This is a genomic window from Gammaproteobacteria bacterium (genome assembly GCA_017999615.1).
Taxonomy (GTDB): Bacteria; Pseudomonadota; Gammaproteobacteria; order JAABTG01; family JAABTG01; genus JAGNLM01.
In genome coordinates this window covers 43,368-66,297 of sequence record JAGNLM010000004.1, presented here as the reverse complement: position 1 = coordinate 66,297, position 22,930 = coordinate 43,368, and the positions used below count along the sequence as shown (strand labels likewise).

The 22,930-nt window shown below is 69.8% G+C and carries 18 protein-coding genes, 1 tRNA gene and 1 pseudogene; 15 read left to right on the top strand and 5 right to left on the bottom strand.

Features of this window, described 5'->3' with window-relative positions:
• Positions 1-10 precede the first annotated feature (10 nt).
• From KA217_05750 to KA217_05725, 6 genes and pseudogenes are all read left to right on the top strand, one after another.
• Positions 11-1,294, top strand: a complete 1,284-nt coding sequence (locus tag KA217_05750; GenBank protein ID MBP7711954.1) for an FAD-dependent oxidoreductase — start codon at positions 11-13, stop codon at positions 1,292-1,294.
• A 356-nt stretch (positions 1,295-1,650) separates the two neighbouring features.
• Positions 1,651-2,139, top strand: a pseudogene (locus tag KA217_05745) (LPXTG cell wall surface anchor family - like protein).
• A 358-nt stretch (positions 2,140-2,497) separates the two neighbouring features.
• Positions 2,498-5,545: a formate dehydrogenase-N subunit alpha gene (gene fdnG, locus KA217_05740; protein ID MBP7711953.1), complete on the top strand. Its 3,048-nt coding sequence runs from the start codon at positions 2,498-2,500 to the stop codon at positions 5,543-5,545.
• On the top strand, positions 5,542-6,441 hold the full coding sequence (fdxH, locus tag KA217_05735; protein ID MBP7711952.1) for a formate dehydrogenase subunit beta: 900 nt from the start codon (positions 5,542-5,544) through the stop codon (positions 6,439-6,441). The genes fdnG and fdxH overlap by 4 nt, the downstream gene beginning before the upstream one ends.
• The gene (locus KA217_05730; protein MBP7711951.1) at positions 6,438-7,100 is read left to right on the top strand and encodes a formate dehydrogenase subunit gamma; all 663 of its coding nucleotides are present in this window, start codon (positions 6,438-6,440) and stop codon (positions 7,098-7,100) included. The genes fdxH and KA217_05730 overlap by 4 nt, the downstream gene beginning before the upstream one ends.
• 5 nt (positions 7,101-7,105) lie before the next feature.
• Positions 7,106-7,900 carry a formate dehydrogenase accessory protein FdhE gene (locus KA217_05725; protein MBP7711950.1) on the top strand — a complete coding sequence of 265 codons (795 nt, stop codon included), beginning with the start codon at positions 7,106-7,108 and terminating at the stop codon, positions 7,898-7,900.
• A 38-nt stretch (positions 7,901-7,938) separates the two neighbouring features.
• Here the strand turns inward: KA217_05725 and KA217_05720 are convergent.
• From KA217_05720 to KA217_05710, 3 genes are all read right to left on the bottom strand, one after another.
• Positions 7,939-8,032: transfer RNA gene (locus tag KA217_05720), tRNA-Sec, on the bottom strand.
• Positions 8,033-8,371: 339 nt separating this feature from the next.
• Positions 8,372-10,282 (bottom strand): selenocysteine-specific translation elongation factor, encoded by a 1,911-nt coding sequence (selB, locus tag KA217_05715; GenBank protein ID MBP7711949.1) that lies wholly within the window; start codon positions 10,280-10,282, stop codon positions 8,372-8,374.
• A 7-nt stretch (positions 10,283-10,289) separates the two neighbouring features.
• Positions 10,290-11,720, bottom strand: coding sequence for an L-seryl-tRNA(Sec) selenium transferase (locus tag KA217_05710; protein MBP7711948.1), 1,431 nt, complete (start codon positions 11,718-11,720; stop codon positions 10,290-10,292).
• Between the two features lie 351 nt (positions 11,721-12,071).
• Here KA217_05710 and KA217_05705 point away from each other — a divergent pair, with 351 nt between their 5' ends.
• From KA217_05705 to mobB, 6 genes are all read left to right on the top strand, one after another.
• A complete protein-coding gene (locus KA217_05705; protein MBP7711947.1) occupies positions 12,072-13,202 on the top strand; it encodes a YedE-related selenium metabolism membrane protein in 1,131 nt (376 codons plus the stop codon).
• Complete coding sequence (locus KA217_05700; protein ID MBP7711946.1) at positions 13,199-13,411, top strand: sulfurtransferase TusA family protein; 213 nt, start codon at positions 13,199-13,201, stop codon at positions 13,409-13,411. The genes KA217_05705 and KA217_05700 overlap by 4 nt, the downstream gene beginning before the upstream one ends.
• A gap of 61 nt (positions 13,412-13,472) precedes the next feature.
• The gene (locus KA217_05695; protein ID MBP7711945.1) at positions 13,473-14,627 is read left to right on the top strand and encodes an aminotransferase class V-fold PLP-dependent enzyme; all 1,155 of its coding nucleotides are present in this window, start codon (positions 13,473-13,475) and stop codon (positions 14,625-14,627) included.
• Positions 14,624-14,851: a DUF3343 domain-containing protein gene (locus KA217_05690; protein MBP7711944.1), complete on the top strand. Its 228-nt coding sequence runs from the start codon at positions 14,624-14,626 to the stop codon at positions 14,849-14,851. The genes KA217_05695 and KA217_05690 overlap by 4 nt, the downstream gene beginning before the upstream one ends.
• Positions 14,852-14,870: 19 nt before the next feature.
• Positions 14,871-15,509, top strand: coding sequence for a molybdenum cofactor guanylyltransferase (gene mobA, locus KA217_05685; protein MBP7711943.1), 639 nt, complete (start codon positions 14,871-14,873; stop codon positions 15,507-15,509).
• Positions 15,510-15,584: 75 nt separating this feature from the next.
• On the top strand, positions 15,585-16,103 hold the full coding sequence (mobB, locus tag KA217_05680; GenBank protein MBP7711942.1) for a molybdopterin-guanine dinucleotide biosynthesis protein B: 519 nt from the start codon (positions 15,585-15,587) through the stop codon (positions 16,101-16,103).
• A gap of 22 nt (positions 16,104-16,125) precedes the next feature.
• Here the strand turns inward: mobB and pepN are convergent, their stop codons facing one another.
• Together pepN and dusA are read right to left on the bottom strand one after the other, a co-directional pair.
• Positions 16,126-18,771 (bottom strand): aminopeptidase N, encoded by a 2,646-nt coding sequence (gene pepN / locus KA217_05675; GenBank protein MBP7711941.1) that lies wholly within the window; start codon positions 18,769-18,771, stop codon positions 16,126-16,128.
• Between the two features lie 15 nt (positions 18,772-18,786).
• Positions 18,787-19,857 (bottom strand): tRNA dihydrouridine(20/20a) synthase DusA, encoded by a 1,071-nt coding sequence (gene dusA / locus KA217_05670; protein ID MBP7711940.1) that lies wholly within the window; start codon positions 19,855-19,857, stop codon positions 18,787-18,789.
• Between the two features lie 299 nt (positions 19,858-20,156).
• On the opposite strand from dusA, the gene lexA reads away from it, so the two are divergent.
• The 3 genes from lexA to KA217_05655 are packed head-to-tail and all read left to right on the top strand — an operon-like array spanning position 20,157 to position 22,877.
• Entirely contained in the window at positions 20,157-20,759 is a 603-nt protein-coding gene (lexA, locus tag KA217_05665) for a transcriptional repressor LexA (protein MBP7711939.1), read from the top strand.
• Positions 20,760-20,809: 50 nt separating this feature from the next.
• Positions 20,810-21,427 carry a translesion DNA synthesis-associated protein ImuA gene (gene imuA / locus KA217_05660; protein ID MBP7711938.1) on the top strand — a complete coding sequence of 206 codons (618 nt, stop codon included), beginning with the start codon at positions 20,810-20,812 and terminating at the stop codon, positions 21,425-21,427.
• A gap of 13 nt (positions 21,428-21,440) precedes the next feature.
• A complete protein-coding gene (locus KA217_05655) occupies positions 21,441-22,877 on the top strand; it encodes a DNA polymerase Y family protein (protein ID MBP7711937.1) in 1,437 nt (478 codons plus the stop codon).
• The last annotated feature ends 53 nt before the right edge of the window (positions 22,878-22,930 follow it).

The following is a 22,930-nucleotide window of genomic DNA, read 5'->3' as shown; positions in this document are numbered from 1 at the left end:
GGAGAACGTCATGAGCACTATGAATCGTCGCGATTTCGTCAAGCTGGCCGGTGCTGCGACCGCAGTGGGCACAGTCGGCTTCCCGATGATCGGTTTCGGGGCCCCCAAGGCCACCGTGGTGGTGATTGGTGGCGGTTATGCCGGCGCCATCGCCGCCAAGTACACGAAGATGTACGTGCCCGATGCCGAGGTCACGCTGATCGAGCGGAAGAAGGAGTACATCTCCCACCCGTTCAGCAACGAGGTGCTGGGCGGAGAGCGCGACATCAAGTCGCTGACCTTCACCTACGCGGGCCTCGAGAAGCGGGGCATCAAGGTGCTTCAGGACGAGGTCCTGGACATCGACATCGTCTCGAAGACCGTGAAGACGAAGGGTGGCAAGAGCCTGAAGGCCGACTACCTGATTGTCGCGCCGGGCATCGAGATCAAGTGGGGTGCCATTCCGGGCTATGGTCAGGAAGCCGCCGAGCTTGCCCCCCACGCGTGGGAGGCGGGTCCCCAGACGCTGCTGCTGAAGAAGCAGATCGACGCCGTGCCCGACGGTGGACTGGTCGTCATCGTGGCGCCGGCGAATCCGTTCCGTTGCCCGCCGGGGCCGTACGAGCGTGCCGCCCAGATTGCGATGAACCTCACGCATGCCGGCAAGAAGAAGGCCAAGGTAATGATCCTGGACGCCAAGGAGGCCTTCTCCAAGCAGGCGCTGTTCGTCGAGGGTTGGAAGCACAACTACGGTGACATGATCCAGTGGGTCGGCGCCTCCGCGGGTGGCAAGGTCATGGAGGTCGATGCGAAGTCCCTGACCGCGAAGACGGAGTTCGAGGACTACAAGGCGAACGTCCTGAACGTCATCCCGCCCCATCGCTGCGGCGCGATCGCTGCGAAGGTCGGCCTGACCGACGACTCCGGCTGGTGCCCGGTCAACCAGGCGACCTTCGAGTCCAAGAAGGCCAAAGGTGTGTTCGTGGTGGGCGACTCCTGCATCGCCGGTGCGATGCCGAAGTCCGGCTACGCGGCGAACACGCAGGCCAAGGTCGCGGCGGCGAACGTCGCCGCTGCCATCCTCGGCATGAAGGTCGAGAAGCCCTTCCTCACCAACACCTGCTACAGCCTGCTGTCGCACGACTACGGGATCTCCGTGGCCGGTGTCTACGAGGTCAATCCCGAGGGTGTGCTGGCCGACGTGAAAGGCTCGGGCGGGATTTCTACGGTGGGCGCACCTCTGGATACGCGCAAGCGTGAGGCGGTGTACGGCGTGAGCTGGTACAACAACATCGTCAGCGACATGTTCACCTGAGGTCGTTGGGCGGGGAGCCTGTAGTCAGTGGCGCCGGGAGGGCGCTACGGGGCGATCCGCCAGGCAGTCAATCGGTAAGCCTGCCTGCCCCCGTGGAGGGGGGCAGGCAGGCCGTTTGAGTTTCTCTGCGGCCCGGAGGCCGCGCATCCCGACCGTTGTTCCGCCTGCTCTGGCGCGAGTCAGGTTGGTCTGAGCGAGCGCGAGGGCTTCCGCGACTGGCGCCGCTTCCGGCGGCCCGAGAACCTGGAGTGAATGCCGTGTCCGAGACGAAGGAAGGCGAAGTGTCTCACCGCGCCCACCGCAATTCCGCGCCCGCTGCGGATGCGGAGCCGGGTGGGGGCCGGACCGTAGGCAAAGCGGCGAAGGTCGGCATCGTCGGTGTGTTGATGATCGTGGCTGCCGGTGCCTTTCTGGGGATGGGCCTGTTCATGTTCAACATGGGTCGGGACATGACCATGATGACGACGGCCGTGGTCCAGATGGGCAAGGACGTCACCAGCATGGCCAATGACATGGGGATCATGACCGCTCAGATGAAGGTCATGGCCAAGAGCATGGTGGATGGGCAGGCGGCGATGGGGGGTGACCTGAACGCGATGCGCGGGGGCATGGACTACATCGCCTCCAACATCGGCAGCATGAGCAAGGACATGCACGCCCTGAACGAGAACATCGGCGCCATGACCGGCAACATCGGGAACATGACGAAGGCCATGAACCAGATGAACGGCTCGATGGCGACGATGAACGGGTCGATCGGCGTGATGACCGGGACGATGAATCAGATGGCCTTCGACATCAACAAGTTCACTCGTCCCGAGAGCATCATGACCCCGTTCCGCTAGATTCTGCCCCGCCGGGCAGGGTGGTGCGGCCGGGTCTCGGCCGTCCGCTCCCCGGGGGGATGCGACCGCTCTGAGAGAAACGGCCGGCCGCGGTTTCCGTGGCCGGCCGCTTTTTTGAGGTCCCCCGGAGTGCCCCCAATGTTTAGCCGGGATATCCCTCACGGGATATGCATGATGCGCATGAGGCGGTGGGTGGAATTGACCCAACGCATTTCATCAGAAATAGATCCACGTAAACTCTGGTGTCCCCCCGGGAATCGGACCGGACCTCGCTGTGGGGACGGGCCGGGACCGGGGAGTCAACGGCCGACGCTTGGGTCGGCCAGGAAGCAGGGCAACCCGACAGGGGGAGCACTCGATGGATTTGACACGGCGAGGTTTTCTGAAGTTGACCGCCGGTACGGCGGTCGGGGCCGGAGCCCTTGGCTTCGACACCCGATCGGCCGAGGCAGCGGTGCCGGCACTGAAGGTCAGCGCCGCGAAGGTTTCGAAGAACGTCTGCGTGTACTGCTCGGTGAGCTGCGGCGTTCTGGTCTACTCCCAGACCGATGGGTCGATGAACGCCAAGGCGCGGGCCATCCACGTGGAGGGGAACCCGGACGACCCCGTCAACCGTGGGACGCTCTGCCCGAAGGGCGCCTCGCTTATCGACCAGATCAACAACCCCATGCGGGTCACGAAGCCGATGCACCGCAAGGCCGGTTCCTCGGAGTACGAGGAGACGACCTGGGATTTCGCGCTCGACCGCATCGCGAAGCTGATCAAGGAGACCCGCGACCGGGGCTTCCAGGCGACCGATGACAAGGGTCAGACGGTCAACCGCGTCGTGAACATGGCGACCGTGATCGGGAGCCAGACCGGCAACGAGGAGGGGTACCTGGGCGTCAAGCTCAACCGCGCCCTGGGGCTGGTACCACTCGAAACACCGGCGCGCATCTGACACTCCCCCACGGTGGCCAGTCTGGCCCCGCGGTTTGGTCGTGGTGCGATGACGAATGGCTGGATGGACATCCAGAACGCCGACCTGATCCTGGTCATGGGCGGCAACCCCGCGGAGGCTCACCCCTGCGGGTTCAAGTGGGCGATCAAGGCGCGGCAGAAGAAGGGCGCGAAGATCGTCGTGGTCGATCCGAGGTTGAACCGCACCGCTGCGGTGGCGGACAAGCACGTCGCCATCCGCTGCGGGTCCGACCTCGTGTTCATGGGGGCCGTCATCAACCACGTCCTCCAGAACAAGATGTACCACGAGGCCTACGTGAAGGCCTTCACCAACGCACCCTTCATCGTCAAGGACACGTATTCCTTCGACGCTGCCACCGGACTGTTCTCGGGCTATGACCCCAAGGCGCGCAAGTACGACCAGTCGCTCTGGGGCTACGAGGTCGAAGAGAACAAGATGGCGAAGCAGGACCCGACGCTGAGCGACCCGCGGTGCGCCTTCCAGTTGACGAAGAAGCACTACGAGCGCTACACGCCGGAGCTGGTGGAGAGGGTCTGCGGCGTCAAGAAGGAGGAGTTCCTCGAGGTCGCCAAGATGATTGGCGAGACGGGTGCGCCCGACAAGGCGATGACCCACCTCTACGCGCTGGGCTGGACGGAGCACTCCTTCGGCACCCAGCTCATCGGCTCCATGGCGGTGCTGCAGCTTCTGCTCGGCAACATCGGTGTGCCCGGCGGGCAGATCGGTGCGCTTCGCGGCCACGGCAACGTGCAGGGGACGACCGACCTCGGCGCGCTCACCGCGGCGCTGCCCGGCTACCTGAAGGCGCCGAAAGCGGAGCACAAGACGCTGCAGCAGTACCTGGACGCGTTCACCCCCAAGGCGAACCGTGAGAACTCGATGAACTACTGGGGGAACACCCCGAAGTTCTTCGTGAGCCTGATGAAGGCCTGGTGGGGCTCGGCGGCGACGAAGGAGAACGAATTCGCCTACGACTACCTGCCGAAGTACGAGACGCCGAAGGCGTACAACTCCATCCTGGACGACATGTACAACGGCAAGATGGACGGGTTGTTCGTGCTGGGCGCGAACATCCTGACCAGCAGCCCGAACGCGAACAAGTCCGCGATTGGCATGTCGAAGCTGAAGTGGATGGTCAACGTCGATCTCTTCCCGATCGACACGGCGTACTTCTGGAAGACCTCGAAGGACCTCGACCCGGCCAAGATCCAGACGGAGTGCTTCCTGCTGCCCGGCCTCGGTTTCGCCGAGAAGGACGGCACCTTCGTCAACAGCGGCCGGACCATCAAGTGGCGCTACAAGGGGCCGGATGCCCAGGGTGACTGCCGCGACGAGAAATGGATCTTCTCGCAGCTCTACCGGCGCCTGAAGGCCCTGTACCAGAAGGAAGGGGGTCCCTTCCCCGACCCGATCGTGAACCTCACCTGGAATTACAAGAACCCGGAGAGCCCGAGCGCCGACGAGATCCTCCAGGAGATGAACGGATTCGCCCTGGAGAACCTGGTCGACGACAAGGGCAACGTCGTGGTGAAGAAGGGTGATCGGTTGTCGACCTTCGGGCAGCTGAAGGACGACGGCACCACCTCCTGCGGCATGTGGATCTACGGTGGCGTCTATCCGCCCTCTGGCAACCGCTCCGCGGCGGTGGGAACCGAGGACCCCTCGGGGCTCGGTGTGTTCCCCAACTACGCCTTCAGTTGGCCCGCCAACCGCCGGATCCTCTACAACCGTGCCTCGGCGGACGCTTCCGGCAAGCCCTGGAGCGACAAGAATAAGTACCTGTGGTGGAACGAGGGGACGAAGAGCTGGGTCGGCCACGACGTGCCCGACATCGGCCCGACGCTGCCCCCCGCGACGGGGCCGTTCATCATGAACGCGGAGGGCGTCGGACGGCTGTTCGCACCCGCGCTCGTCGAGGGCCCGTTCCCGGAGTACTACGAGCCGTACGAGTCGCCCATCGCCAATGCGCTGCATCCGGCGAACCCGACCAATCCGGTGGTGAAGGTCTACAAGTCGGAGCACGACGTCCTCGGAACGCCGGACAAGTTCCCGTACGTCGCCCTGACCTACCGGGTCACCGAGCACTACCACTTCTACACGAAGTTCATGAAGGGGCCCGCTCGGGCGTTCCCGCACATGTTCATCGAGATGCCGGTGGAGCTTGCGAAGGAGAAGGGAATCGCCAACGGCGACCGCGTGCGGGTCAGTTCCGCCCGGGGCTCGCTCGAGGCGTTGGCCATGGTGACCCGACGCATCAAGCCGCTGACCTGTGACGGGAAGGCGGTCTATCAGGTCGGCATTCCCATCCACTGGGGCTTCCAGGGGCTGGCGAAGGGTGGCCTGGTGAACCTTCTGACGCCGTTCGTCTGGGACCCCAACGCGCTCACTCCTGAGTACAAGGGGTTCCTCGTCAACGTCGAGAAGGCGACGGGAGGTGCGGCATGAGCTACCTGACCAGCGGCAGTACGACGGGGCTCGCCATCCGCAGGATGAGTGCCACCAAGGAGCCGGTGCTCGACATCAAGGAGCAGGAGCAGCTGGGGATCCTCGTGGACATCTCCGCCTGCACGGGCTGCAAGGCCTGCGAGGTCGCGTGCATCCAGTGGCACGACCTCAACCCGGCCATCGCAACCGAGGAGGAGTTGCGGGAGAACGGATTCAGCTACCAGTCGGCACCGGACCTCGCCGCCAACCTGTTCATGCTGATGAAGTACCAGGAGGCGGAGACGGATCGCGGCTGGACCTGGTTCATCACCAAGCGTCAGTGCATGCACTGCGACGACCCGGGCTGCCTCACGGCCTGCCCGTCGCCGGGCGCGATTGTGCAGTACGCCAACGGCGTGGTGGACTTCGACCAGTCCAAGTGCATCGGCTGCGGGATGTGCCGGACGGGATGCCCGTTCGACATCCCCCGCTACGATGCCAACGACCATCCGTTCAAGTGCAACTTCTGCCTGGACCGGGTCGGCAACGGGATGACGCCGGCATGTGCGAAGGCCTGTCCGACCAACGCGCTGCACTTCGGCACCCGCGCCGACATGGTGGAACTGGGCCACAAGGTCGTGGCGGGCCTCAAGGATCGGGGCTTCCCCAATGCGGCGCTCTACGACTCCGCGGGGGTCGGCGGCGCGGGCTACGTCTACGCCCTGCCGCACGGGGACAAGGTCGAGCACTACGGCGACCTGCCGAAAGACCCGGCCATCTCGTCCCTGGTCCACCTCTGGAAGGGGCCGTTGAAGTGGATCGGTGGCGCGGCCATTCTCGGCTCGATCGCCGCGATGTTCATGCACCTGGTCACGGCCGGACCGAAGACCGTTGAATCGCACGGGAAGGAGGAATGACCATGGCCAACGTGATGATCACGCGTCTGACGGCCTTCGACCGGCTGGTCCACCTCGGTACCGCGGTGAGCTTCCTGTATGCGTTCCTCTCCGGTATCGGGATCGCCTTCCCGAAAATGCACTGGCTGCTCACTGTCCTGGGGGGTGGCGAGTTCGCTCGCTGGCTGCACCCCTGGGCGGGAGTCGTCTTCAGCGTCTTCGGGCTCCTGATGATCCTCGCCTACATCAAGGACATGTTCTTCGACACGGACGACATCAAGTGGATGGTGGGGATCGTCCACTACATGACCAATCACGAGGAGAAGCTTCCCGAGACCCGGAAGTACAACGCGGGCCAGAAGATGTACTTCTGGGTCACGGTGTTCTGGGGGACGATCGTCTTCCTCGTCTCGGGGTTGGCCATGTGGTTCCCGGACGCCTTCGCCGCGCAGGTGGGTCCATGGCTGCCCGGTTTCGGGGTCCGTGACCTGGTGCTGCTGGCCACTGTGGTGCACGAGGTGATGTTCATCGCCGCGGGCGCCTTCTTCATCGTCCACATCTACATGGGCACCCTGGGCATGCCAGGGACCCTGTCGGCGTTGGCGACGGGCAAGGTGACGGCGGACTGGGCGAAGGCCCACCATCCCAAGTGGTACCGTGAGATGGTCAGGAAGGCGTAAGCGGCATGGAGCTGAACGGCATCGAGAGGTTTCGTGCCGAGACGGGGGCCGCCCTCGGGCGGCTCCCGTCGCTCAAGCAACAACACCCAGAGGTCGAGTCGATCCTCGATTTCTATGGGCAGGTGCTCGAGCGTCAACTCGGTATGGTGCAGGAGGGGAGGCCGGACGCCAGGCCGGTCGCGGAGATCCCCTGGAAGGAGCACGTGGGGTCACTGCGGGCCTTCCTGGATCTCTGCTCGGGTGCGCCGGCCGCCGAGCTTGCGGCAGGCTCCCGGCGTCTTCTGGAGACGGACGACGACGGGCTCGAGCGGCTCGTGCAGTCGTTCCTCCGGGACAAGCAGGCCCCGCCGGTGGAGCGATTTGCCTTGATGGGTTTTCTCGGCGGAGCGCTCGTGATCCCGGCCTCGTTCTCAGGGTATGACCGTCAGCAGTGGCTGAAGCCGGTCTGCCCGGTCTGCGGCTTTCCCCCGGTCGTCTCCTATCTGGCGGACGAGGACGACCTCGAAGGCGGGCGCTTCGCCCGCTGCGGTGTGTGCCACTCGGACTGGTATTACGGCCGGGCGAGCTGTCTGTCCTGCGGTACCACGAACGACCACGAGCTGCACTACTACATGTCCGAGGGTGTGCCCTCGGTCGTGACGGTTCAGGCCTGCTCGGCTTGCGGGGGCTACATCAAGATGGTCGACGCCCGGCAAGGCTCCCGCACGCCGGAGCTCGAGGACGTGGCGACCATGACCCTGGACCTGTGGATCCAGCAGAAGGGGTTCCACAAGATCTCGCCGAACCTTTTCGGCTTCTGATCTTTTTCGGGTTGGCCCGAGGGCGGGCCTTTGGGGGTTGGCGGAAGAGAGTGGGAGTCGAACCCACCAGGGACCGCCTGCGGCCCCTACCGGGTTTGAAGCCCGGCCGCCCCACCGGGAGCGATCTCTTCCTTCTTTTCTTCGCGAAGGTGGCGCTGTGAGGACGCGAGCATACCCCGAGGCGACCTCCGGGCGCGAGTGGGCGGGGGTCCCCGGCGCGGCGGTCCCCGTGCTCAGGAATCGGACGCGGGACCCATCATAAATTACACGAAATGGATCAATGGGCCGCCCCGGTCCAACGTCCCGCGACTCTATAGTCTGCGGCGGAGATCGCGCCGGGATACCGTGGGCGAGTGACCTCCGACTCCTTACTCCAATGGCTTGGCCCGGGCTCGCCCGGGCCATTTTTTCTGGAGGTAAGCCGCCGGGCTTTCGCCGGGCTAAGCGGGCTAAGGGAGCCGGCCCTCGTCCCTAGGACAGCCCGGAGAAGAGCTCGGGCTGGACCACTCGGTGTTGGTCGCCCACCCGCCGTGTGAAGCCCGACCGGTCGAGGAACTCCAGGATCTGGATCGCGATCTTGCGGCCCGTCCCGATCTGGTCGCGAAACACGGCGGCGTGCAGCCCGGATTCCTCTTGCGAGAGCCGCAGGGCGATGGCGGCGAGTTCCTGGAGGCTGACGGGCAGGTAGAAGTGATCGTGGGCCACCTGGTAGGCGTCGCCCATGGCCGCTACGCGCCGCAGGGTGAGCCGTACGACTGCCTCGGCCACCCCCAGCCGGTGGGCGAGGTCCCGCACCCTGGGCGGCTGGTAGGGCTCCACGCGCAGCAAGGGGCGTACCCGGTCCCACAGCATCTGTTCGGATGGCGAGAGGCGCAGCCGGTGCCCCGGGAGGTGCAGCCAGGGCCCCGAGCGCGTGAGCGCGCCGGCCTGCCGGAGCTCCTCGACCAGTCGGGCGAAGACCGCCCGGTCCAGCGCCGGGGAGGCCAGGCGGCGAAGCTGCTCCGCGTTGGGTCCGAGGTTCTCGGGGACACGCTCGTGCTCGGCGCCGAGGGCATCCAAAACGGCCTGCTTCAGCCGGTCCCAGCGTGTGCGGGGAAGCGCCATGCGCACGCCCCCCGAGTCGACACGCACGGCGTCGAGCGTGCCGAGGAGGCCTTCCAGCTCCTCCGTCCGCAGGTTCCATGCGAGGGCAAAACGGTCGAGATCGATGGCCCTGGTCGTCGCCTGGAGCATTCCGGAGAGCGCCGCCACCGAGTCGTCGGCGTCCAGGGCGCTCAGCAGGGCGAGACGCTCCGGGGCGCGACGGCCCCTGGTTGGAGGGAACGGGTCGAGCACCCTGCCGCCCCCGATCGTCCGGGTGGCCGACTGGTCGCGCAGGATGAAGCGGTCACCGTGCAGGGCCCCGACGGGACGATCGAGAACCAGCTGCACGGGCGCCTCGTCGCCCGGCTCGAGCTCTTCCCTGTCGAGGAGCGCGAGCCGGCCGGTCACGTCCTCGGCCGCCAGGTGGACGTGCACGGGGGCCCAGTGCTTGATGGGCCGCGCTTCGGTGGGCAGGAGCCGCATCCGCCCGTCGAGCCGGGGGCTCGGGGCGTGGAGGGCGGGGTCAAGCACCCACTCGCCCCTGTGGACCTCCTCGCGCTCCACGCCGGAGAGGTTCAGTGCACAGCGCTGCCCGGCCCGGCCCTCGTCGGCCGGGCGGTTCTGGGCGTGAAGGCTGCGCACGCGGACTGCGGTCCCGGCGGGGGAGAGCGTCAGCCGGTCGCCCACGCGCACGACACCCGAGAACACCGTGCCCGTGACGACCGTACCCGCGCCGGCCAGCGTGAACGAGCGGTCGATGGCGAGACGGAACCGCCCGCGGGTCTCCCGCGCGGGAGTGGAGGCCACGGCCGCCTCGAGGTGGCGGCGCAGGACCTCGATCCCCTCGCCGGTGCGGGCGGACACGGGAAAGATGGGGCTGCCGGCGAGTCCGGTACCGGCGAGCAGCGCCTCCACCTCGGCCGTGGCCGCTGCCAGCCGACTCGTGTCCACCAGGTCCGTCTTGTTCAGGGCCACGGCGCCCCGGGCGAGCCCCAGGAGGTCGAGGATCTCCAGGTGCTCGCGGGTCTGGGGCATGGGGCCGTCGTCCGCCGCCACCACGAGGAGCACGAAGTCGATGCCCGTCGCGCCCGCGAGCATGTTGTGCACCAGCCGCTCGTGGCCCGGGACGTCGACGAAGCCGAGAACCGTGCCGTCGGGCAGGGGCACGTAGGCATAGCCGAGGTCGAGGGTGATGCCGCGGGCCTTCTCTTCGGGCAGGCGGTCGGCGTCGACGCCCGTCAGGGCTTTGACCAGGGCCGTCTTGCCGTGGTCGATGTGTCCGGCGGTGCCGATCAGCATGGGGCGCTCACCCCGCGAGGGCCTGGGCGAGCTGCCCGAGCTGGCCGATGAACGCCGGCTCGTCGGCCGGCTCGAGGCAACGGAGGTCGAGGCGCAGGGCGCCGTCGCCGACGCGCCCCACGACCGGAACGGGCAGCGCTCGCAGGGCCTTCTCCAGGCGCTTCAACGCCGTGCCTTCGCCCTGGCGCCGGCGCGCCGGTGTCAGGGCGAGGCAGGCGCTCGGCAGGCGGTCGACCGGAAGCGACCCGCTGCCCACCTGGCTCGAGCAGGGCGCGACCTCCACCACCGCGATGCCCTCGAGCGCCCGGGCGAGTGCGGGGCGAAGGCGCTCGGCCGCGCCGCGGATGTCGGCCTCGGGGCGCGTCAGCAGGCGCAGCGTGGGCAGGCGCTCGGTGAGCCGGTCCGGGTCCCGGTAGAGGCGCAGGATGGCCTCGAGGGCGGCCAGCGTCTCCTTCCCGACCCGCAGGACCCGCTTGAGCGGGTTCCTCTTCACCCGGGCCACCAGGTCCCTGCGCCCCACGACGAGACCGGCCTGCAGTCCACCGAGCAGCTTGTCCCCGCTGAAGGTGACGAGGTCCGCCCCGTGGGCGAGGGTGTCCCGAGGGGTCGGCTCGGCCGGCAGGCCCCAGTCCTCGAGGTGCAGGAGGCTGCCGCTCCCCAGGTCCACGACGAACGGGATTCCGTGCTCGTGGGCCAGGGCGGCCAGCTCTGGCTCAGGGACGGAGGCGGTGAAGCCCTGCACCTCGTAGTTGCTCGTGTGGACCTTCATGACGAGCGCGGTGCGGGGCCCGAGCGCCTCCTCGAAATCCCGGCGGTGGGTCCGATTCGTCGTTCCCACCTCCCGCAGCCGGCAGCCAGCCCGGGCCATGATGTCGGGCACCCGGAACGAGCCGCCGATCTCCACCAGCTCGCCTCGCGATACCAACACCTCCCGGCGCAGGCCCAGGGTGTTCAGGCAGAGGAACACCGCCGCGGCGTTGTTGTTGACCACGGTGGCGGCCTCGGCCCCCGTGATCTCGCGCAGCAGGCCCTCCACGTGGTCGTCCCGGTCACCCCGGCGTCCCCGCTCCAGGTCGTACTCCAGGTTCGAGGGGCGGGCGAGCACGGCAGCGACTGCCTCGACCGCCTCGGCCGGGAGGAGGGCCCGCCCGAGATTGGTGTGGAGCACGGTGCCCGTCAGGTTGAACACCCGCCGCAGCGACGGTTGGGCCCCCGCCTCGAGGCTCTCCCGCGCCCGGGCGAGGACTGAGGCGGCATCGACGTCGTGCCTCGGGTGGTCTGCTCCGCCCGTCAGCTGGCGCCGGGCCTCCGCGAGGACGGCGCGCACCGACTCGGTCACCGCCGTGTGGCCGAAGCGCTCGGTGAGGGGACCGGCCTCCGGCAGCGCGAGGACCCGGTGGACTGCCGGCAGGGGGGATACGGGGGATGCGGGGCACATGGACTGGATTCTCGCCCGCGAGGGGCCCAGGCGCAGATGCTAGCGCCAGGGAGGGCTTCGTGCCATTCGCACGGCCAACGGCTTGCCGGCGCCCCCGCCCTGCGGGCCCAGCGCGGGGCGTTCCGCGGGGACCCCGCGTGCTGGCATGACAACTTTCGATTGACCCCGCTGCAGGCGATGGACTACGGTTCGCACTCGAGCCCCTGGGCGCCCCGCGACCCTGCCGCCGACACTCCGGCGGGCTGTTCCGGTCCGCACCCCATGGCGCCCCCGTGGGTGACCCCATCCGCCGCGTGACGGCGGAACCCGGCGCGCGTGCCGCGCAATGAAACGACCGAAGAGAGGCAAGTCATGTCCGCAATGACGCGGTTCTTTGCGTCGGGGTGGGGCATCATCCTGGCCGGGACGGCCATTGGCGTTCTGGCCCCACTGCTTCAGTACCTGGGAAACCCGAAGAACATGGGGATCTGTGTGGCCTGCTTCGAGCGCGACATCGCCGGCGCGCTCGGGCTCCATCGCGCCGCCGTCGTGCAGTACATCCGTCCCGAGATCATCGGATTCGTGCTCGGGGCGCTGGTCGCGGCCTATCTTTTCCGCGAGTTCCGGGCCCGCGCCGGGTCGGCGCCGATCGTCCGCTTCGTGCTCGGCGTGTTCGCCATGATCGGGGCGCTCGCCTTCCTCGGTTGCCCCTGGCGGGCGGTGCTGCGCCTCGCCGGCGGTGACCTGAACGCGGTCCTCGGCCTCGCGGGGCTCGTGACCGGCATCGCGGTCGGCGTGCAGTTCCTCAAGGCGGGCTTCAACCTCGGCCGCGCCCAGAAGACCCACACGGCCGTCGGTTGGGTCCTGCCCCTTCTCATGGTTGGCTTGCTGGCGCTCCTCGTCTTCGAGCCGACGTTCACGAAGGACGGGCCGATCTTCTTCAGCAAGAGTGGGCCGGGCTCGATGCACGCGCCGTTGTGGATCGCGCTGGGTGCGGGGCTCTTCATCGGCATCCTGGCCCAGCGCACCCGTTTCTGCACCATGGGTGCGGTGCGCGACGTCATGCTGATGCGCGACACGCACCTGCTGAGCGGCCTCGTCGCGCTGCTGGTGGTCGCGTTCGCCACCAACCTGTACCTCGGCCAGGTGAGTTTCGGGTTCTCGCCCCAGCCGGTGGCCCACAGCGATTACTTCTGGAATTTCCTCGGGATGGTGCTCGCTGGCCTCGCGTTCGCGCTCGCTGGCGGCTGCCCCGGGCGGCAACTCTTCCTCGCAGGGGAGGGGGACGGTGACGCGGCCGTGTTCGTGCTGGGGATGATCGTCGGGGCCGGGATTGCGCACAATTTCGGATTGGCCGGCACCCCCGACACGGTCGTGGAGGGGGTCGTGAAAGTGGGCGGCCTGACCGTCTACGGCATGGGGGCGGTGGTCCTGGGTCTGGTGGCCACCGTCCTGATGGGCTTCACCATGCGCGAGAAGGTGTCCAGGGGAGGTGCGCGATGAACTTCATCGAAGTGGATGCCCGGGGGCTCTCCTGTCCGCAGCCGGCGATGATGGCCCGCGAGGCGATCCAGGCGGGCCAGTTTCCAATCGAGGTGGTGGTGGACACGGTGACCTCGCGCGAGAACGTGCGCCGCATCGCGCGCATGGCGGGCTGCTCGGTCGACGTGGAACCGGCAGGGGACGGGTTCAAGCTCACGATCCGGAAATAGGGAAACAGGAGGAGAGGGCGCCGGGCCGCGGGACACCTGGCGGCCCGGCGCCCCGCTCGCCATGGTCTACTTCGACAACGCAGCCACCTCCTGGCCGAAGCCGCCCTGTGTCGCCGAGGCGATGGCCCGGTTCCTGGCGGAGGTAGGCGCCAACCCGGGGCGCGCGGGGCACCGCCTGGCGGTGGAGGCGGCCCGGGTCGTGTACGGGGCGCGCGAGGCGGTGGCAGAGCTCTTCCACGCCGCCGACCCCCTGCGGGTGGTGTTCGGGGCCAACGCGACCGAGGCGCTCAATCTGGCCCTCCTGGGGCTGTTGCGCCCCGGCGACCACGTGGTCACGTCCAGCCTGGAGCACAACTCCGTGATGCGCCCCCTGCGCGCGCTCGAGGCGCAGGGTGTGGCGGTGACGGTGGTGCCCTGTTCGGCGGCGGGTGAGCTCGACGTGGCGGCCCTGGAGGCCGCGCTCGCTCCCGCCACGCGGATGATCGTCCTCACGCACGCCTCGAACGTCTGCGGCACGCTCCTGCCGGTCGAGGAGGTTGGCCGGCTCGCCCGCCGGCGCGGGGTCTTGTTCCTGCTGGACGCGGCCCAGACGGCGGGTGCCGTGCCGATCGACGTCGAGGCGCAGGCGATCGACCTGTTGGCCTTCTCGGGACACAAGTCCCTCTGCGGCCCGATGGGGACGGGTGGGCTCGTGGTCGGGGAGCGGGTGGACGCCGCCGCGCTCACGCCGCTCAAGTACGGGGGCACCGGCAGCCGCTCGGAGCGGGAGGAGCAGCCGGAGTTCCTCCCGGACCGGTGCGAGAGCGGTACCCCGAACGCGGTGGGGCTCGCCGGACTCGCTGCGGCGGTGCGCTGGGTCCTGGCGCGGGGGGTGGGGGCGATCCGCGACCACGAGCGGGGGCTCACGGCCGAACTGCTGGCCGGACTCTCCGCGATTCCCGGGGTGGTGGTGTACGGTCCTCGGGACGCGGGGCGGCAGACCGCTACCGTCTCGCTCAACATCGCAGGGCTCGCACCATCGGAGGTGGGGCTCCGGCTGGACGAGGAGCACGGAGTGCTCTGCCGTGTGGGGCTGCACTGCTCGCCGGCGGCGCACCGCACGCTCGGGACCTTCCCCGGGGGGACGGTGCGCTTCGGACTGGGGACCTTCAATACGTCCGCGGAGGTGGCTGACGCGCTGGAGGCGGTCGGGAGATTGGCGGCGGGGGTGCGATGAGCGATAGTGGCCACGTCGTCATCCTGGTTCACTCGACGAGCCATGCCGTGCGCATCGAGAGGCTGCTGACCGCCCGGGGCGTGCCCTGCCGGATGATCCCCGTGCCGCGGCACCTGAGCTCGGACTGCGGGGCCTGCGTGCAGGTCGCGCGCGAGCACGCCGAGACCGCGCACGAGGTGGTGGCCGCGAGCGGGATCGAGATCCAGGGGATCGTTCCGGTCTGACCCGGGACTCGGCACCTCCATGGGACCTGCACTGCCCCAACCCCCCCCCTTCGCCGAGGTGCGTGGCCAGGTCACGGCCGTCGTGCTCGCGGGTGGACGGGGCCGCCGCATGGGGGGGGAGGACAAGGGCCTCGTCCCGCTGGCGGGTCGTCCGATGGTGGAGCACGTGCTCCAGGCGGTGCAGCCCCAGGTCGGCGCGGTGGTGCTGAGTGCCAACCGCAATCGGGAGCGCTACGAGGCGCTGGGATACCCGGTGGTCGCGGACGCGGTGGGGGACTTCTGGGGGCCGCTCGCGGGAGTGGCCAGCGCGATGCGCGTCGCGCGCTCCCCCTACCTGCTCACCGTGCCTTGCGACGCCCCGCTGGTCCCCGGCGACCTGGCCGCGGTGCTGTACCGGGCGCTGAGGGGCGAGGGCGCCGACATCGCCGTGGCCCACGACGGCGAGCGGATGCAGCAGGCCTTCGCCCTGCTGTCCTGCCGGCTCCTCGGCGACCTGGGGGAGTACCTGGCCGCGGGGGAGCGCAAGGTCCAGGTCTGGTACGCCCGGCACCGCCTGGTGACTGCCGACTTCTCCGCACGGGGAGAGGTCTTCGCGAACGTCAACACGCCCGAGGAGCGGGCGGCGATCGAGCGGCGCCTGTCGGGGCTTTCGGGCTGAGCGCGGTACGGCGCCGGGGCCCGCGGGCGTAAGACGAATCGGGAGGGAGCGGAAGTGTCAAGCGGCCCGTTGGACATCGGTGTGCCCGTGCTGGGCGTCGCGGCCTGGAGCGGCACCGGCAAGACCACTCTGCTCGTGGCGGTCCTGCCCATGCTGAGCCAGCGCGGCCTGCGGGTCGGGCTCCTCAAGCAGAGCCACCACGCCATCGAGGTGGACACCCCCGGCAAGGACAGCTACGAGCTCCGCGCCGCGGGCGCCTCACCGGTCCTGGTGGCCTCAAGCATGCGCTGGGCGATGATGGGCGAGACCCCCGCCGGGGCAGACCCTGCGCTCGCAGACCTGCTGGCCCGCTTCGACCCGGGCGAGGTCGACCTGATCCTGGTCGAGGGCTTCAAGCACGAGGCCTTTCCCAAGATCGAGCTCTATCGGTCCGCCCTGGGTCGGCCGCCGCTCTACCCCCAGGACCCCCACGTGATCGCGGTGGCGACCGACGGCCCCCTCGACCCGCGCCCCCAGGTTCCGGTCCTGGACCTGGGGCGACCGGAGGAGGTGGCGGACTTCATCGCCACCTACGCGGCCGGTCACCGGCCCTAGACCCGGTCGGCCAGGCTCCTCTTCATTCAGCCAGGCTCTTCGAGGCCACCTCGAACACGTCCCTGGACAGGCCGGGGCGCCCGAGCACGCGCTCGAGCTGGGTGCGCAGGAGCGCCTGGCGGGCCGGGTCGAAGCGCCTCCAGCGGGTCATGGGGCCCAGCATCCGCGCCGCCACCTGGGGGTTCAGGGGGTCGAGCTCCAGCACCCGGTCGGCGAGGAAGGCATAGCCCTCGCCCGAGGCGGCGTGGAAGCGGACGGGGTTGCCCTGGGCGAAGGCGCCCACGAGCGCCCGCACACGGTTGGGGTTGCGGAGCTCGAAGGCCGGGTGCCCGAGCAGGCGCTGGACCTCGGCGAGGGTGCCGGGCAGGCGCGAGGTGGCCTGCAGGCTGAACCACTTGTCGACGACCAGGGGGTCCGGGTGCCAGCGCCGGTAGAAGGCGTCGAGGGCCTCGGCCCGCTCGGGGACGTCCAGGTTCGCGAGCACCCCGAGGGCGCCCACGGTGTCGGTCATGTTGTCGGCCTGCCGCAACTGCTCCACGGCGAGCGCCGCGCGGGCCGGCCCCGGGACCTCCGCGAGGTAGGCGAGGCAGAGATTCCGAAGCGCTCTTCGCCCCATCTCCCGGGGCTCGACCCGATAGGGTCCGCCGCCCCGGTGGACGTGGTAGGTCACCGCGAGCGGTTCCGCGAGCCCGGTGGCCAGTGCGCCCCGCAGGAACTCCCGCGCGCCGTGGGCGGCTTCCGGGTCGGCCACCGCCATCTCGTCCATCAGATAGGACTCGCCGGGCAGGGTCAGGGCCTCGGCGGCGAAGGCGGGGTCGGCGGCGCTCCCCTCGAGCACCCGGCGAAAGGCGCGCACCAGGTGCTCGGGGCAGTGGAGCGGGCGCCCGGCCCGGGCGTCCGCGCTGAGCGCGAGGAGCACGCGCGTGGCCAGCCGCTGGCCCGCGTCCCAGCGGTTGAAGGCGTCCGAGTCGTGCGTCATCAGGAAGGCGAGGTCCTCGTCGCCCTGCTCGGCGCGCAGGCGCACCGGGGACGAGAAGCCCCGGAACAGCGAGGGCACGGGACGCGCGGGAACGTCGACGAAGCGGAAGGTCTGCTCGGCCTCCCGCAAGGAGAGGACCCTGGTGGTCCCGCCCGCGCTGGGCTCGCCCTCGAGCCGCAGGGGAAGGTCCTCACCGCGCGCCCCGAGGAGCCCCAGGGCGACCGGGATGTGCATCGGCCGTTTGGCGGGCTGTCCCGGCGTGGGCGGACAGCGCTGGGAGAGGGTCAGCTCGAAGGTGTGCGCCGCCGGGTCGTAGGCCTCGCGCACGCCCACCTCCGGCGTGCCGGCCTGGCTGTACCAGAGCCGGAACTGGCCCAGGTCCGCGCCGTTGGCGTCCTCCAGGGCACCGAGGAAATCCTCGATGGTCACCGCCTGGCCGTCGTGGCGCGCGAAGTAGAGATCCATGCCTCGGCGGAAGCGCTCGCGCCCGAGCAGGGTGTGGGCCATGCGGACCACCTCGGCCCCCTTCTCGTAGACCGTGGAGGTGTAGAAGTTGTTGATCTCGATGTAGGACTCCGGGCGCACCGGGTGCGCCATGGGGCCCGCGTCCTCGGCGAACTGGTGGGTGCGCAGGCGGCGCACGTCGGCGATCCGCTTCACCGGGCGGCTGTTCCTGTCGGCCGAGAACTCCTGGTCGCGGAAGACCGTGAGTCCCTCCTTCAGGCTCAGCTGGAACCAGTCCCGGCAGGTGACGCGGTTCCCGGTCCAGTTGTGGAAGTACTCGTGGGCGATGACACCCTGGATCCCGGAATAATCCGCGTCGGTGGCGGTGTCCGGCCGGGCCAGCACGTACTTCGAGTTGAAGACGTTCAGGCCCTTGTTCTCCATCGCCCCCATGTTGAAGCTGTCGACCGCGACGATCATGTAGATGTCCAGGTCGTACTCGCGCCCGAAGACCTCCTCGTCCCAGCGCATCGCTTCCTGCAGGGAGCGCAGGGCGTGGGCACACTGGTCGGCGTTCCGGGGCTCGACGTAGATGCGCAGCGCCACCTCGCGCCCCGAGCGGGTGACGAAGCTGCCGGACACCTCGACCAGCCTGCCGGCGACCAGGGCGAAGAGGTAGGAGGGCTTGGGGAACGGGTCCTCCCACCGCACCCAGTAGCGCCCGTCGCCGAGCTCCCCGCGCTCGACGGGGTTGCCGTTCGAGAGCAGCACGGGGCAGGCCTCACGGTTGGCCACGAGGGTGGTCGTGTAGCGGGCCATCACGTCCGGCCGGTCGGGGAAATAGGTGATCTTGCGGAACCCCTCCGCCTCGCACTGGGTGCAGTACAGGCCTCCCACCCGGTAGAGCCCCTCGAGCGCCGTGTTCTCCTCGGGGCGGATGCGGGTCTCGACCGTGAGCGTGAAGCTCTCGGGGACGTCCTCGACGGTGAGCGACCCGGGGTCCGTCCGGTAGCGGCCCGGCTCGAGGGGCACGCCGTCGAGGGCGAGGGCGAGCAGCTCCAGGTCCTGCCCGTCGAGCACCAGTGGCGTGCCGGGCGCGGCCGACGGGTCGCGCCGGAGCCTCAGCGTGGAGCCCACCCGGGTCGTCCCCTCGCCGAGCTCGAAGCGCAGCTCGACGGTCTCCACGCGGTAGGGCGGGGGTGCGTAATCCTGCAGGTGGGTGGTGCGGGGAGTGGCGTCGCGCATGGCAGGGCTTCCAGTTCAGTCTCGTGGGTTCGACCCGGTGTCGGTCGCTGGGTTCTGGCGCCGGGGGGGCGCGTCCAGCCCACCCTGGCGGCGGACCGCCTCGTGGACCACCTCGGCCCCGGCCTCCGGGTGTGCCGCCCCTTCCGTCAGGTGCCTGCGCCAGGCCCGGGCGCCTGGCTGGGCGTGGAAGAGGCCGAAGAGGTGGCGGGTCATCCTCGCAAGGGGAACGCCCCGGGCGAGCTCTCGCTCCACGTAGGGGAGGTAGGCCTGCACGACCTCTTCGCGGCTCGGGCCGGGCCCCGGCTCGCCGAAGATGACCTGGTCCGCCTCGGAGAGCAGGTAGCAGTCCTCGTAGGCGGCCCGGCCAATCATCACGCCGTCCACGTGCTCGAGGTGCCCCAGGGCCGAGGCGAGGCTGGTGACTCCGCCGTTCAGGACCACCCGCAGGTCCGGGAAATCGCGTTTCAGCCGGTAGACCAGGTCGTATCGCAGCGGCGGGACGCTGCGATTCTCCGCCGGGCTCAGCCCGGAGAGCCAGGCCTTGCGGGCGTGCACGATGAACGTCCGGCAGCCGGCCTCGGCAACGGTGGCCACGAGCTCGGCGAGCTCCTCGTAGGAGTCCCGGTGGTCCACGCCCACGCGGGTCTTGACCGTCACCGGCACCGGCGAGGCGTCGGCCATGGCGCGCACGCAATCCGCCACGGTCCCCGGTTCGTTCATCAGGCAGGCCCCGAAGGCGCCCGAGCGCACGCGCGGGCTCGGGCAGCCGACGTTGAGGTTGATCTCGTCGTACCCCCAGCGGGCGCCGAGGCGGGCACAGGCCGCGAGGTCCGCGGGCTCGCTGCCCCCGAGCTGGAGCGCCAGGGGGTGCTCCGCCGGATCGTGGTCCAGGTGGCGGGCCGCATCCCCTCGCAGGAGCGCCCCCGTCGTGACCATCTCGGTGTAGAGCAGGGTGCGGCGCGTCAGCAGGCGCATCAGATAGCGGGCGTGCCGATCCGTGAGGTCCAGCATCGGCGCCACGGAGAGCCGGTGGTCAGGGGGCGCGGGGGGCGTGGCCGGCAGCGGTTGGGCGGGGGTGCCGGGCATCGCGGGGGAGGGGCTCCTCTCCATTCGCTGGCCAGGATAGTCGTGGCACGGGCAAAAAAAAACGGGAGGCGATTGCCTCCCGGGCAAAGTGGGCATCCTTGCCCCGCTGCTTGCTGCCATCTCCCTGGTCGGTGCGCGCGGAGGGCAGTCCTCCGCTTGACATATAAGGGAATTCTAATGGACCTGGGCTCTCGGAACAAGCTTCCCTGGAACGAGGGGCATCGCCGGCCCGGGAACGCGTCCCTGCCAGTCTTGCGTTCTTGGGATGACTGTATATATTTACAGTCTCCGGAGAGGCCATGTCCGACCTGACGCCAAGGCAGCAAGCCGTGTTCCAGTTCATCCAGGACTTCGTCCGGGAGCACGGCTTGCCGCCCACCCGGTCCGAGATTGCCTCGGCCATGGGCTATCGATCGGTGAACGCCGCGGAAGAGCACCTGCGCGCCCTGGCGCGCAAGGGCGTCCTGGAGGTCCTGGCAGGCGCCTCCCGCGGCATCCGCCTGCGCGGGGGGACGGGGCTGCCGGTGGTCGGGCGGGTCGCGGCGGGCAGCCCCATCCTGGCCCAGGAGCACATCGAGGCCCGCTACCAGATCGACCCCAGGCTGTTCCGGCCGCGCGCGGATTACCTCCTGCGGGTGAGGGGGATGAGCATGCGGGATGCCGGCATCCTGGACGGCGACCTGCTGGCCGTGCACCGCACGCCGGAGGCGGGGGACGGGAGTGTCGTGGTGGCCCGCCTCGGCGACGAGGTCACCGTCAAACGCCTGCGGCGGGAGGGGCGGCGGGTCTGGTTGTTGCCCGCCAATCCCGATTTCTCCCCCATCGAGGTGGATCTGGAGCGCCAGCCGCTCGTCCTCGAGGGATTGGGGGTGGGGCTCATCCGCAACGGTGAGGCGCCGTAGATGCGGGGCATCCCCCAGGGAGATCGCCGTTCGCCGGTTCCGGACTGCCGATGACGGGCGCCCTCGACAGCCTTCTCCAGCGTCCCGACCTGTGGCGCGGCCGCCAGGGGCCTGCGGTGTCCGGCGCGGCGGTGCCGACGGGGTGGCCGGGACTCGACCGGGCCTTGCCGGGCGGGGGGTGGCCGCAGGAGGGGCTGGTGGAGGTCCTGGCGAGACACGCCGGGATCGGGGAGGTGAGTCTCCTGCTCCCCGCGCTGGCGCGGCTCGTCGGGCAGGGCCGGCGCACCGCCTGGGTCGATCCCCCCCACGTCCCCTATGCGCCCGCGCTGATGGGCGGGGGTCTCGATCTCTCGCGCCTGCTGGTGGTGCGGGCGGCGGGGGACGTCTTCTGGGCGGCCGAGCAGGTCCTGCGCTCGGGGTTGTGCGGGGCGGTTCTGGCCTGGCCGCGGGAGCGGCCGGCAGACGACCGGACCCTGCGTCGCCTGCAACTCGCCGCCGAGGAAGGCCGGACCCTGGGGATCGTGTTCCGCTCCCACCGCCACGCGGACGTGCCCTCGCCGGCGCGCCTGCGCCTGTTGCTGGAGCCTTCGGGGCAGGGGTTGGCCGTTCGCTTGCTCAAATGCCGGGGGCGGGGTCCCTCCGGCAGCCTGCTGGTGCCCGTCGAGTGAGGGTGTACCACCGGTGCTCTGGCTCGCGGCCTATCTGCCGGACCTGTCGCTGGACCTGCTCGGCCGGGTCTCTGCGCCGGGGTCGTCCCTCGCCGTGGTGGAAGGCCGGGGAGGGCGCCGGCGCCTCGTCGCCGTCAACGAGGGCGCCCGCTCCCTCGGGGTCCGCCCCGGACTGAGCCTGCCGGCGGCCTGGGCCCTGGCGCCGCACCTGCGGGTGCTGGAGCGGGACCGGGGAGCGGAAGAAGAAGCGGTAAGTAATATAGGTAGTTGGGCTGTACAGTTCACGTCGTTTGTAAGCTTGATGCCCGCTCGCGGACTCCTCCTGGAAGTGGGGGGCAGCCTGGACCTCTTCGGCGGGATCGATGCGCTTCGGGGCGCGGTGGCGGCGGGTCTGGCGGGGATGGGGTATCGGTCCGTCCTGGCGGTGGCCCCCACGCCGGGCGGTGCCTGGCTGCTGGCGCGCGCAGGCAGGCCGGAAGTGCAGGTGGACGAAGGCCGTCTGCGGGAACGCCTGGCGCCGCTCCCCCTGACCTGTACGGAGCTGGCTGCCGAAACCCTGGAGACCCTTGCCGGTCTGGGGGTCCTGTCCCTCGGGGACCTCCTGCGCTTGCCCCGGGACGGTCTCGGGCGCCGCCTGGGAAACGAGGTGCTCGGCCTCCTGGACCGGGCGCTCGGCACGGTGCCCGACCCGCGCGAGTCCTGGGTGCCCCCGCGTACCTTCTCGGCCCGCCTGCGCTTGCCGGGCGAGGCGGTTGACGCCGAGGAGCTCCTCTTCCCGCTGAACCGGCTGATCCTGGACCTCGCGGGCTACCTGCGGGCAGTGGCGGGGGCGGTCGAGCGGGTGACCGTCGTGCTCGAGCACGCCAGGGGTCCCGCCACTTGCCTGGACATCGGCCTGGCGGGTCCCTCCCGGAGCGCCCCCCATCTGCAGCTGCTCCTGCGCGAGCGCGTGCGGCAGGTGCTCTTGCCCTCCCCGGTGGAGGGCCTTGCCCTGAAGGCGGACCGCGTCGTTCACCTGGCGGGGCGCAGCCTCGACCTGTTCGATGCGGCCGAGCGCTCCGAGGAGGGTTGGCAGCAGCTGATCGACCGTCTCCGGGTGCGCCTGGGCCCCGAGGCCGTCCACGGCCTGTCCGCGCTCCCGGACCACCGTCCGGAGCGGGCCTGGTGTCCCCGCGCGGGGGAAGGGGGAACGGGGGGACCCCGCCCCGGACGGCGGCCCCTCTGGCTCCTGGACGCGCCGCGGGCCCTCGAAACCTCGGAGGGCCGGCCCCGCTGGGGTGGGGCGCTCGCGCTGCGGGAGGGACCGGAGCGCATCGAGGGGGGGTGGTGGGACGGCGAGGACGTCGCCCGAGATTACTACGTGGCCGAGAGCGAGGCCGGCGAGCGTCTCTGGGTCTACCGTGACCGGTCCCCGCCCCACGGCTGGTTCCTGCACGGCCTGTTCGGTTGAGCGGTTGCCGGGTCTACCGCAGAGGCGCGGAGGCGCGGAGGCGCGGAGAGGTA

Coding starts and splice junctions, on each gene's coding strand:
- KA217_05750 (MBP7711954.1), top strand. CDS start 11: ATGAGCACTATGAATCGTCGCGATTTCGTCAAGCTGGCCGGTGCTGCG.
- fdxH (MBP7711952.1), top strand. CDS start 5,542: ATGAGCTACCTGACCAGCGGCAGTACGACGGGGCTCGCCATCCGCAGG.
- KA217_05730 (MBP7711951.1), top strand. CDS start 6,438: ATGACCATGGCCAACGTGATGATCACGCGTCTGACGGCCTTCGACCGG.
- KA217_05725 (MBP7711950.1), top strand. CDS start 7,106: ATGGAGCTGAACGGCATCGAGAGGTTTCGTGCCGAGACGGGGGCCGCC.
- selB (MBP7711949.1), bottom strand. CDS start 10,282: ATGCTGATCGGCACCGCCGGACACATCGACCACGGCAAGACGGCCCTG.
- KA217_05710 (MBP7711948.1), bottom strand. CDS start 11,720: ATGTGCCCCGCATCCCCCGTATCCCCCCTGCCGGCAGTCCACCGGGTC.
- KA217_05705 (MBP7711947.1), top strand. CDS start 12,072: ATGTCCGCAATGACGCGGTTCTTTGCGTCGGGGTGGGGCATCATCCTG.
- KA217_05700 (MBP7711946.1), top strand. CDS start 13,199: ATGAACTTCATCGAAGTGGATGCCCGGGGGCTCTCCTGTCCGCAGCCG.
- KA217_05695 (MBP7711945.1), top strand. CDS start 13,473: ATGGTCTACTTCGACAACGCAGCCACCTCCTGGCCGAAGCCGCCCTGT.
- KA217_05690 (MBP7711944.1), top strand. CDS start 14,624: ATGAGCGATAGTGGCCACGTCGTCATCCTGGTTCACTCGACGAGCCAT.
- mobA (MBP7711943.1), top strand. CDS start 14,871: ATGGGACCTGCACTGCCCCAACCCCCCCCCTTCGCCGAGGTGCGTGGC.
- pepN (MBP7711941.1), bottom strand. CDS start 18,771: ATGCGCGACGCCACTCCCCGCACCACCCACCTGCAGGATTACGCACCC.
- dusA (MBP7711940.1), bottom strand. CDS start 19,857: ATGCCCGGCACCCCCGCCCAACCGCTGCCGGCCACGCCCCCCGCGCCC.
- lexA (MBP7711939.1), top strand. CDS start 20,157: ATGTCCGACCTGACGCCAAGGCAGCAAGCCGTGTTCCAGTTCATCCAG.
- imuA (MBP7711938.1), top strand. CDS start 20,810: ATGACGGGCGCCCTCGACAGCCTTCTCCAGCGTCCCGACCTGTGGCGC.